The organism is Bacteroides sp. AF25-5LB (genome assembly GCF_003602965.1).
Classification (GTDB): Bacteria; Bacteroidota; Bacteroidia; order Bacteroidales; family Bacteroidaceae; genus Bacteroides; species Bacteroides uniformis.
Map to the genome: position 1 here is coordinate 20636 of NZ_QTMC01000022.1, position 12719 is coordinate 33354.

Annotated in this window: 5 protein-coding genes; 1 reads left to right on the plus strand and 4 read right to left on the minus strand. The window is 44.6% G+C overall.

Features of this window, described 5'->3' with window-relative positions; genetic code table 11:
• Positions 1 to 66: 66 nt before the first annotated feature.
• From DWY57_RS18615 to DWY57_RS18630, 4 genes are read right to left on the minus strand one after another with little or no spacing between them, the layout of a single operon-like run.
• Positions 67 to 2322: a glycoside hydrolase family 3 C-terminal domain-containing protein gene (locus DWY57_RS18615; protein WP_119962244.1), complete on the minus strand. Its 2256-nt coding sequence runs from the start codon at positions 2320 to 2322 to the stop codon at positions 67 to 69.
• A gap of 20 nt (positions 2323 to 2342) precedes the next feature.
• Positions 2343 to 3593, minus strand: coding sequence for a hypothetical protein (locus tag DWY57_RS18620; protein ID WP_119962245.1), 1251 nt, complete (start codon positions 3591 to 3593; stop codon positions 2343 to 2345).
• A 30-nt stretch (positions 3594 to 3623) separates the two neighbouring features.
• Positions 3624 to 5303 (minus strand): SusD/RagB family nutrient-binding outer membrane lipoprotein, encoded by a 1680-nt coding sequence (locus tag DWY57_RS18625; protein WP_022401737.1) that lies wholly within the window; start codon positions 5301 to 5303, stop codon positions 3624 to 3626.
• 49 nt (positions 5304 to 5352) lie between these two features.
• Positions 5353 to 8538: a SusC/RagA family TonB-linked outer membrane protein gene (locus DWY57_RS18630; RefSeq protein WP_119962246.1), complete on the minus strand. Its 3186-nt coding sequence runs from the start codon at positions 8536 to 8538 to the stop codon at positions 5353 to 5355.
• A gap of 234 nt (positions 8539 to 8772) precedes the next feature.
• Here DWY57_RS18630 and DWY57_RS18635 point away from each other — a divergent pair, with 234 nt between their 5' ends.
• Entirely contained in the window at positions 8773 to 12714 is a 3942-nt protein-coding gene (locus DWY57_RS18635) for an ATP-binding protein (protein WP_119962247.1), read from the plus strand.
• Positions 12715 to 12719: the final 5 nt, after the last annotated feature.

Sequence of the window (12719 nt, forward strand, 5' to 3'; positions counted from 1 at the left end):
AACGTACTGCCTAAAAGACAGTACGTTTTCTTCACATATATGTTTAATTGCCGTTGAATTATTACGTCAATCACATATATATTTAAAGGAGTGCATGCAACGAACATCTGCAGATGAAGTCCCGACATACACATTGAACACTCCCGGTTCAGCTATCCATCGATGGCTTGCCTCATCAAAAAACTTCAAATCATCAGGAGTGATAACAAATTCCACTTGAACAGTTTCATCAGGTTCGACCTCTACTTTTGTAAAATGCTTCAACTCTTTCAATGGACGGACAACGCTACACACCGGATCTCCAAGATAAAGTTGTACCACTTCTTTACCAATCTTCGTACCCGTATTAGTCAAAGGTACTGTTACCTTGATACTTCCTTTTTCATCCATCGTCTTCGATGACAGCCGAGACTTGCCGTATTTGAAAGAAGTGTAACTCAATCCATGCCCAAAACTAAAAAGAACCGGAATCTTCTTTGTATCGTGCCAACGATAACCTACTAAAATATCATCTTTATATTCTTCTTTAGGATTGACACCGACATTGCGCTGATAATCCGTCAAAGACACATCGTCCTTGCCAGTATCGATACCCGGATAAGCCTCTTCACCAAAAAAGTGCGCCGAACAATCGCTTAACTTCACCGGGAAAGAATAAGGCAGTTTACCCGATGGATTCACTTTACCACTGATAACATCTGCAATCGACGCTCCTCCCATAGTCCCCAAATAAGAAATATGCAGGATTGCAGGCACTTTCTGCAACCACGGCATAGCATAAGCATTGCCACTGATATTGGCTATCACAAGATTTGGATTGACAGCAACAAGCTCTTCTATCAATTCATTTTGAGAAAAAGGTAAATTATACGACTTACGGTCAGTAGATTCACAATCCTGGAAAGCGTTTTTATTCAAACCTCCCACATAGATAACAACATCTGCCTGCCGTGCCTTTGCCACAGCCTCAGCACGCAAAGAGTCTATCACCGTCTGCCGCATTTCCTCCTCATGACCAAAAAAGGGACGGCCACATGCATAACCCTGGGTGTATTCTATCTTATCACCATATAGGGCACGCAGTGCATCAAGTGGAGAAATCATATCTTTTGGTTTCAATTCCGACGAACCGCCACCATCCGTAAGTCTACGGACAGCATTGTCACCAACCACCAATATCCGGTTATACTTATCAGCTTGTAATGGAAGAATGCCATTGTTCCGCAACAGTACGATGGACTCGTCACCTATTACTTTAGCCACATCATAATGTTCTTTGGTACAGAGTGAACCATACGGCTTATTCTGATTCAATGAAGTCCGGAAAATCAGACGCAGTATATTCCTCGCTTTCGCATCCACTGACGCCATCGGCAATTCCCCCTTCTTCAACATCTCCAGATAGGGGTCTGCCAAATAGTAGAGATTATACCCCAAGCTATTATCCGAAGTCAATCCGTTAGTATAAGACCCCATTTCGATGTCAAGACCATTAAGAGCAGCCTCTTTGGTGTCGTGAGCTCCTCCCCAATCCGTAATGACACAACCGTCAAAACCCCATTCATCACGTAGAATATCATTGAGCAGACGGGCATTATGACAACAATGCTGGCCACGATACTTGTTATAAGCTCCCATGACGCTCCATGCTCCCCCTTCCACTATTGCCTGTTTGAAAGCAGGCAAATAGATTTCGTAAAGAGCACGGTCACTCACTTCAACGTCAACGGTACCACGCCACTGCTCCTGGTTGTTCAATGCAAAATGCTTCACACAAGCAGCAACACCGTTTTTTTGCAATTCCTTGACATAAGGAACCGCCATTACACCGGCAAGATAAGGGTCTTCACCCATATACTCAAAGTTACGCCCATTAAGGGGAGTACGGTAGATATTGACACCGGGACCTAACAATACGTCTTTCTTACGATAACGTGCCTCCTCACCAATAGCCTTGCCATAGCGTGCAGCCATATCCGGATTCCAAGTAGCGGCAAGAGCCGTAAGAGCAGGAAAAGCCGTAATAGAGTCGTTGGTCCAACCCGCATAATTCCAAGTATTCCATTCAAACTCATGGCGAACTCCATGAGGTCCATCACTCATCCACAACTCTGGAATACCCAAACGGGGCACCCCTGCCGATGAGAACTTGCTCTGCGCATGGCAAAGTGCCACCTTTTCTTCAAGTGTCATACGGCTTAACGCATCCTCAACGCGCACTTCGATAGGCATATCAGGATTTTGATATATGGGTATCTGTGCACTAAGATTTGTGGCAGATGCAGCAAACAGCAGAAAAAATCGTAAAATGTAAGTATGCATTTTTCACTCTTTATTAGAAATTATTGAACTGTTACCAAGTCGACATAGTAACCGTGTCCCACACAAAGGAATCCGGCCTCAGCATTTATCTTGTCAATAACCTCTTGGGTGATAATCAGTTCGTAAACACCATCTTCACTGAATTCTATCTTATCCATCAGCCCTGTCCACCAACCGGTAGCAAGTTGCATCTGATGATATTCTGCTGTAGGCTCTATCGAATAATACACCCGCAAAATAGTTCCCGGCTTAAGGGCAGTCATCACTTCTTGAGGAATCAGGTTGAACGATTTGTTCGGATCACCGTCCGCTTTGTCCCAAGACACATAATGATGGCCTTCCCATAGGGCTTTCTCAGAAGAGATAGTAACTTTCTGTTCTGTAGTAACTTCACCATTGGCATAGAACTGTATACTCTCACCGGTCTTGGTCTTACCAGTCACTGTATATTCCCCTTCTGCCAGTTCCGGGCAAATCAGCGTGAGAGAAGTGGCAGTTTGCTCTGCAAATTCCACTACCTCCACATCAGCTACCGCAACCGAGACAACAGCATCAAGATTAATACCGGTCATTATCCATGCCGTACCAACGGTAGCACGGTTGGCTCCCATTGTAATCATAGCCCCTTTAGTCACTTTCACTTTATTGGCGCCATATTCATTTCCTTCGGCATCGATAAAAATAACCCGGTAATCTCCCTCCGACAAGCCGGCAGGCACAGTATATTCCACATAATTGCCATCTTCCGACTCCACAAAAGTAATATCCGTGGCAGCCATCCCATCAATAAGAATGCTTTCCACTTTATCCAGGTTATCGCCGTAAAGACAAGCTTTATTACCGGGAGCCACAATACGTTCGAATGCCACTTCAGTGGCACTGGGATCATCCGCTAAAGGATTTACCTGGATAAGCCCCTCACGGTAAGTGGATTTCCCAACAGTGGTGGTAGCTGTTATTTTAAGGTGATAAGTTCCTGCCATAAATTCCTTTTCTATTTCAGTACCGGTAGCCACTTCTTCTCCATCCACAAACCAAGTTACGGTAGTATAGTCCGCGGGAGTCACCGTGAGTTTCATCGAAAATTTGCCGTCACGACTGAAATTGGCAAATGTGGCCAGATTTCCATTAACCCGATCCGGAAAGGTAGGGTCGAGTATACGAGGCTCATCATTGGGCGTAGCCGTAGAGAACGGCTCTTCGTCGCTGCAGCTTGTCAAGAAGGCGTTGAATGCCAATATGGCAAACAGCATAACATATATCTTTTTCATATTGATAGTTAATTTGATGTTGAACAGAAATTATTGAACATTATTTTTATCCCACCACACAGGGGTATTCCAGCTATTATTACCTCCCATACGCTCCAGCGCTTCCTCATAGTTTTTCTTATTGTATGAAGATTCCAGCACAGGATAGCACAGACGGACCGGGATAGCCGCCCCCCCAGTAAGAACCTGGCTGAAGCCATACTCTGCAGGAGACTTTAGCTGTGGGTAGTTGGAACGGCGCAAATTAGCCCAACACTCCAACGGATTGGTGAAATGCAGAATCCATGCCTGCGTATTGATAGATGCCTTTTTCTGCTCTACCGTGTAACCAATGATGTTATTGGCCATATAGTTGTCAAACTCTTCATCAGTTATTTTATCACATCCGTAATTGTCCGTCAAGAAGTCCATAGCCGCACGTACACCTTTTCTATAATGCTCTTCTACGGAGCCAGCCACATTCCATCCTTTCAAAGCAGCTTCTGCCAGCAGGAAGTCCACTTCGGCCGAGGTTATAACCACTCCCGGGTTTTCACCCTCAAGAAAGTTACTTGCCAACTTGGGTTCCGTTTCTGTATCCATGGAAATCTTTTCAATGGCAGGATTGCTTTCCTGCAATTCTTTTATAAGGTCGCTCTCGTACGCTTCGGGCCAAGGTTCATAGAAGAATGCACCTGGATCGCGCGGATGCGCCATATTTTTAGCCAATACCTCTTCAGTGATATCAATGCGCCCTTCAGTACTGGTTGTACTCATTATCTGGTCAAAGTAGAACCGTATGATAGCAAAGAACCGAGGGTCACCAGTATTGAACAACTGATTATAAAAAGTAGAGCAGATAAAACTGGGGTTATTGCGAGGGTCGTTACCATACAGCCGCTGTGATAAAGCGTTGCGACGATAGTCGGAATAGCTTTCGCCACCAAAGTCAAAAGCAATATCCAAATAAGGAATCAGTGCGTCATCAGCACCAGAGGCAATGATACCACCATCTGCAGCCAAAGCTTTTTCAAACTCTTCTTGGGCCTTCTGTGGGTTGGCATCCGAGATACGCATAGCATAACGCAGGCGGAGTGAATTGGCAAACTTCTTCCATTTGTTTATATCACCGTTATAAATGACATCTCCGGTGATGCGGTCCTTGGTACCATCAAAAGCTGTTACGGCAGCGTCGAGCTCCGCAAAAAAGTCATTGTATATCTCTTCTTGCGTGTCATATCTAGGCGTGAACTTACCATCGATAAAGCCTTTTCCCGCTTCAAAGTAAGGTACATCACCATAAATATCAGTAAGATGAGACATTAGATAGACACGATAGATGCGGACAGCCGCATTGATGTTCACCTTCTCTTCATCATCCATAGTACGTGCCTGCGCATCGGTAAGGTCCTTGATATTTTTCAAATAGTAGTTCTGCCAGATATGCCCCATCTCGTTAAGATCAAGTGTATGGCGGCCACCATAGTTCGTGGTATTCCAGCAGCCCATCAACTGCTGATTGAAGGCATAAATATAACTACGGTAAGTTTCACTCACCTCCAAATCTCCATAGGTATGAAGCTGGGCAGTGGTAAGTTGTGCGTTAGGATCGATGGTGTCAGCCTTTGAAGGATCGGTATTCATGCTCTCCATATACTCATCGCTGCAGGAAACGAAAAACAAAGTACATGCCGCCAACGCCATTGTGATATATGATTTATAGTGTCTCATTGTATATCTCTTTTTTAGTAAATGTATCTGATAAATTTCATGGGGTCTCTTAAAATTTCACATTGACATTGAAACCGTAACTCTTGCGTGAAGGCAGCGAACCATACTCCATACCCATACCGGTGGTATTGTTGTAGTTGGAGTCCGGGTCAATGTTCGGAATATTCTTCCAGACAATGAACGGATTACGGGCAACAAACGATATAGTTAGTCCGTCTACCACATTCTTCAGCCAAGCCTTGGGCAAGGTGTAGCTCAATGTAATTTCGCGACACTTCACATAAGAGTTATCATAGATAAACATGGAAGGGGCATTGCGACAAACACTCATCCAGTATTTCTCGGGATTAATCACAATGTCATTTTCACGATAAGTGCCGTCACCATTGTCTATCACACCCGGAGCAATAAAACCGCCGGTGGGTATCCAGTCAGGAGAATCCTTGGCATAGCCTGCTGCCTGACGGGCCTCTTCAGACTTATACCATGCTTCACGCCCTTCCAAAGTGGCCATGCTCTTGCCTGTTTCATGCGCGGCCCGAGCTGACATAGAATAAAGGTCTGCTCCCACCTTCACATCAAACACGGCAGAAAGTGAAATATTCTTGTAGGAGAAGTTGGTATAGACACCGCCAGTCCAGTCCCAGGACGCATTTCCCAGTACATGGTTGCTCTTGTCGTACATAGGCAATCCGGTTGAGGGGTCGATAAGGATATCACCATTTTCGTTACGCTGGAAGTCGGGACCTACGATAGAGCCGAAATTCTCACCTACCTTGGCAGCCACTTGTACGTCAAGCCATGTAGCCTTTTCCAGTTCAAACATATCCATGTCGTCCACCAGTTTCTTCACCTTGTTACTATTCTTCGAGAAGTTGAAATTCAAATTCCAAGAGAAGTCTTTCGTTTGAATCGGACGAGTATTCAAAGCTATTTCCACACCTTTATTCTCAATTTCACCTGCATTAATCAAACGATAGCCGTAACCGGAAGTCGAGGAGCTGGCCATCCCCATAATCTGATTCTTGCTAAGCTGGCTGTAATAAGTGAAGTCCAAGCCGATACGGTTCTTCAGGAATTTCAGTTCCAGACCCATTTCGAATGAATTGGTCTTGGTAGGTTTCAAATCCTTATTGGGGATAGTACCGTTACTGATATAACCAATAGTATAACCGGGATAAGCAAACTTAGACTTGGTATACACCAATCCGAGCTGATATGGATCGGTATCGCTACCTACTTGCGCCCATGACATACGCACTTTACCATAAGGAAGCTTGTCACCCAACTTCAGCAACTCGGAGAATACAAAGCTACCGGAGAAAGAAGGATAAATGTACATGTTATTACTGACGGGCAATGTGGAAGACTGATCGCCACGAAGGGTTGCATCAAAATAAAGCATGTGCTTCCAACCCAAGTTTACCGCACCATAAACAGAGTTAATCTGCTTACGATAACTGTAAGGCTCTACACTTACTTCATTGAAGCTCATCAAAGCCACCACATCGCGAATCTTCATGTCCTTGGCAGTAGTGACTATAGTCTGGTTATTCACCTTGTACAAGTTACCGCCCAATGTCGCATTAAAGTCGAAATCTCCCCAAGAGTTATTATAGAGTGCCAGAAGTTCGAAATTATACATTCGATTACGGAAATTATTATTCTGCAAGTAACCGGATTCATATCCTGGCGTGGTAGGAGCCTTGTAGTCTTCAAAAGTAAACCAATTAAGCTCGGCTCCTGCTGTCCCTTGTATCTTCAGGTGTTGGGTGATGTTCCAGACAACCTTACCATTGAAACGGAATTGATCTTTCTTGGAGTTGTTTGAGTTCTTGTAAACATCCCAATAAGGATTCACATTATAAGGGTCCATGCCATTCCAGTTAGAGTATTCATCGTTGGCATCCTGATAAGTCTTAAGCCATTCCTGATCATAAGTGGTTGCCAAGGTCATCAGATTCTTACCTATATTTGATTTACTGTCTCCCAATGCCGGACGATTTTTCACATCTTCACGGGTATAGTTGGCACTGAAGTCCAAGTCAAATTTCCCGGCAGTAGTATTGGCACGCAAATTGAAGATGTCCCGGCTCATATGAGTCTTTGGTACGATATCTTTGTTGCGCATATCAGTATAGGTAAAACGAATACCGGTCTTGCCATTATTCACCCCAATGATAGCACTGTTAGTTGCAGTAAAGCCTGTGCGGAAGAACTGGGAAGTATTGTCAGGAACAATCAGATAAGGACGTTCCACACCATCAAAATACTTAAGCATATTGGTACCATCGGCTTTGGCTCCCCAGCTCATGTTGGTATTAGACACCGCATTGATGGGATAAGTACCATTACTGCCCATACCATAAATCTGCTGGACATCATCCCATTTAGCCAACTGGGTATCAAAAGTCATAGTTCCATTGTATTCCACGCTGATTTTATCCTTATTGGCTTTCTTGGTAGTGATAAGGATTACACCATGACTGGCACGACTACCATAAAGAGCCGATGCAGCCGGTCCTTTCAATACCGACATGCTCTCAATATCATCGGGATTTACACTGGAAATACCGTCACCAAGGTCAAAACCGCCATAAGTACCGGCGCTACCAAAATTTGTATTATCCAAAGGCACACCGTCTATCACATACAAAGGCTGATTATTACCGGTCATTTCCGTACTACCACGTAATATTACACGCGAAGAGCCTGAGGCTCCACCCGCGGTCTGGGTTACGACCAAACCCGGAACACGGCCCGCCATTGAATTGATGACATTCGTTTCTTTGGCCTTAGTCAATGCTTCACCTTGTACCTCAGCCACACCGTATCCCAAAGCCTTGCGCTCACGTTTGATACCCAAAGCGGTTACCACCACTTCACCCAGCATCTTGCTGTCCTCTTCAAGTACAATATTCAGTGGAACATTGCCGGCTTTCACCTCCTGCTGCTTGTATCCCACAAAACTAATGATTAACGTTGCGCCGGGTTTGACGTTTAAACTGAATTTGCCGTTTAAGTCGGTAACTACACCATTGCTGGTTCCTTTTTCAACGACAGAGGCCCCTATCACCGGACCAAACTCATCTTTCACAGTACCTATAACTTTGTTGCTTTGCTGTTCTATGGCAAAACTCTCAAATGAGGTAGCTCTCACTTGCGGAAAACCTCCCCACAAACAGAGAACAAGTGTACTGTAGAGTAACGTGCTTTTACATTTCTTTACTTTCATAATATTATATATAAAATTAGTAAATCAGATTCTCAGTCGGGTTACAAAGTTCATCAAAGTACTCATTCATAGGGTTTGAATCCCTACATATCAGGTTTGAGTTCTCACAGAATTAGTACAAAAGTTTGATTTCCAATGTACACGACTTCAAAAAATAGAACTTATTGAATTATTGCTTTGAACATTCACTCGGTTAATGTATTTTTGTGCTCGTTAACCAATACTGCACATCAAATGTATATCCACACTCAACAAATTATACAAACTTTAATCTTACTTTTTTTCACACTGTCCTCAATCTCAGCCAATGCAGAAAAGCATGTCCAGCGTTTTTCCAGCCTGCAACTTGGCACCGAAGAAGGATTGAACAGCCTGCGGGTTTTCTCCATTGCCACAGATAAGTCAGGAGCTATATGGATGGCTACCCTTGATGGCATCAACCGTTTCAATGGCCGTTCGATGAAAAGCTACCAATTAGGAACCAATCAAAAATTATCCGATGCTTCAGGAAGCACCACCATGTTAGCTATAAGCCCCAACAATTCACTTTATGCTTATAATAATGTAGGACGGATTTACAAATACAACTTGCTTACTGACCAATTCGAACTCTACCTTGATTTAGCAGAACATATCTACACGGGGCTGGTCCTTCAGTACCTTCTTATCGACTCTCAAGAACAATTGTGGATAGGACTGAGTACCGGGCTCTACTGTTGCAGATTTGGTGAAGTGCCTCAGCTTATCGATTCAGAGAGCCATGTGACCTATATCACAGAATTGCCTCAAGGCATTGCCATAGGTAGCACATGTGGCCTGCGTATCTATTCCAAGGATAGGATTTTACTGCATAAGCTCTGTCCAGGCACCTATGTACAAAGCCTTTTAGCGCCATCAGACAGTGATACATTATTAATAGGCACTTTCAATAGTGGAATAAAAAGCATCAACCTCAACTCATGGCAAGAGCAACCAACCCACGCTGCAACTCTTCCTCATACTCCTATTCGTTCCATGGTAGAAATGACACCTTCTACTATCCTATTAGGATTTGACGGAGATGGAGTCTACACCTACAACTACCCGACCGGTGGGGCAGAACCACTCTTTACACGTACCAACCGAATGCTTACTGCTATGGGAGTATATTCCTTATGCCGAGATTGTGAAGACAACATATGGATAGGCACCTACACTGGCGGCGCCTTTCTCATGATGCCCGAAGAAACCACCACCACTTTACTAAGACATCACAAAGGAGAAGAGCCCTCCTTAGCCGATGACAATGTAAATGCATTCTGTGAACAGCGCAACGGTGAACTGTGGATTGCCACCGATGACGGTATCAACATATACAATCCCCAAAACAACCGATGCAGACAGATACTGGCAGGTAATGTGGTATTAAGTGTCTCCATTGATTCCAAGAACAACATTGCTGCAGGTACTTATGGCAATGGACTATTTCTTCTCAACAGTCAGGGAGAAATATTACACCATTACCTTAGCAACAATAGCAGCTTGCCATCCGACTACCTCTCTACAGTATTGTTTGATACAGACCAAGATCTATGGATAGGGACCATGGACAATCAGTTGCTGCAACTGGAGTGCTCCACCCGGCAATGGAAGTCACACAACGTAACTAAAGCACGCTGCATAGTGCAAAAGGATGCACATACCATTGCTGTAGGTACAGTAGACGGACTGGTACTGATAAACAAACATACCGGGACACACACACATTTGTTTAAAAGTACCGACAACAAAGGAGAAGACTTCAATGCTTTCATTCAATCCATAGCATTTGTAGACGATGAGCAAGCCTGGCTGGGAACTGACGGTGGAGGTCTTTATTTGTACAACTTGCAAACTGCTGAAAAAAAGACATTCTCTACCGAACAACGCCTGCCGTCCAACCGTGTGAGTGCCTTACTCATCGACCATAGCAATAGGTTATGGATTACTACCGATCACGGTTTGGCATGCCTTCCTCCGCAGCCGTCCATGCAAATATACAACCAGAATTTCGAGCAAGTGATGTCGAGATTCTACAACCGTTCCGCAGCCATTCTTTTAGCCGACGGGCGCATAGCACTGGGAAGTACCACTGGTGTACTGATATTCAAACCTCACATTTCACTGACTTCCTATCAGGCCCCATCCTTACAACTCACCGACTTCCGAATAGACAACATAGACGCCAGAGTGTCTGCGAGTATGCGCCCGGAACTCATGCAAATGCTGGCGGATAGCACCATTACTTTATCATATCGCCATAATTCATTCACAATGGAATTCGAGTCTGTAAGCTTCCGCTATCAGGAAGACATTGCATACGAATACATGCTTCAGGGGTTTGACCGCGACTGGAACAAACTGGGAAACAATGAGCATCTGCGCTACACCAATGTGTCACCGGGCAAATACCAATTCCGTATACAATCATATAGCCTTAATAGCGGACTCATACTGAGCAGCCGGACTACATGTATCACAATTTGTCAGCCGTGGTGGAACACTTGGTGGGCATGGTTATTATACATCATGACACTATGCTGTATAATAGGAGCAGTTATAAAAAGTAAACAGCAACAATTGGTACGCCACTACATGAACGAAAAAATCGCTTTCTTCGTAAGCATAGCCCATGACATCCGCACCCCGCTTACACTTATCAAAGCCCCTCTGGACGAACTTCGCCATGACTCCACACTCCATGAAAACGCTACCCGATCCATAGAGTTGGCACATTCCAATCTCAACAAATTACTGGATATATTATCACAGCTACTTGATTTTGAACGGATAGACCATTCCAGCATGCTCCCCAAAATAGAAGCTGTGCCGCTAAAACAGATCATGGACAATCTTTTTACCGTCTTCCAACCTCTCTGCCAGCAGCAACAGAAAACATTGCATACAAGCAGCATTGACTGCCAGCTTGGGGTATGGGCCGACCCCCAATTATTGAACCGAATACTCACCAACCTTTTATCCAATGCCCTGAAATATACCCCTACAGGAGGAAAAATCAGCATCAGCGTGAAAACCGAAGCGAGCAAGGTAAAGATTATCGTGAGTGACACTGGAATCGGCATCTCGCCCAAAGAGCAAAAGAAACTGTTCACAAGCTTTTTCCGTGCCAGCAATGCCATCAGTTCCGGCACTCCAGGCATCGGCCTGGGACTATTGCAGGCCAAGAGGTTTGCCGCTTTGCTGAAAGGCGACATAAAGGTTAGCTCCGTCGTGAACCAAGGCTCGGAATTTACGCTCATACTCAATAGGGTTATAGTCACAAATTCTGCGATATCCGTTACCACTCCAGTTATGGAAAGGTCCGTCACTACCGAAAGCACCATGCCTTGTGACCCGGATAAAGACACGTTGCTTATCGTAGAAGACAATGATGAACTCCGCCTCTATATGCGCCGTATATTCGAGCCGGTTTACCGGGTCGTAGACAAATCCAACGCCCAAGAAGCATTGGAATATATGGAAACTCAATACCCCAGTTTAGTTTTGTCTGATATAATGATGCCCGGCATGCAGGGTGACGAGATGTGCCACCGAATAAAAAGCACTCCTGCCACTTCGGGCATACCGGTCATACTACTTACCGCCAAGACCTTCAGAACATCCATCATAGAAGGATTGCAGAAAGGAGCCGATGATTACATAGCCAAACCTTTCGACATAGATATACTGAAAGCCAAAATTCAGGCACAAATAGAGAATCGCAGACGCCTGCGGCAATACTATACGCAAATTGCTCTGCAACATACCCTTTCAACAGACAAGACCATCAAGGAAATGCCTGTACAATCTGCCGTGCCCAATAATGCGGACAGTGCCTTTGTGGAAAAAGCAACCCAAATCGTGAAAGATAACATAAGCGATTTTGAATTCGACATTGACCGGCTCTGCCGGCACATGGCTATGTGCCGGACTCTCTTCCACGAACGGCTGAAAGCTCTTACCGGGCATACCCCGCAAGACTTCATCCGTATTATCCGCCTTGAGCAAGCTGCCGCCCTACTGCAACAAGGAATACCGGTGACCGATGTTTCCATACAAACGGGATTTGTAAACTCCAAATATTTCAGCACCTTATTCAAGAAATATTTCGGTGTCCAACCCAGCCGATACACCGGGCAAAGAATGAATATAGGCTGATTTGT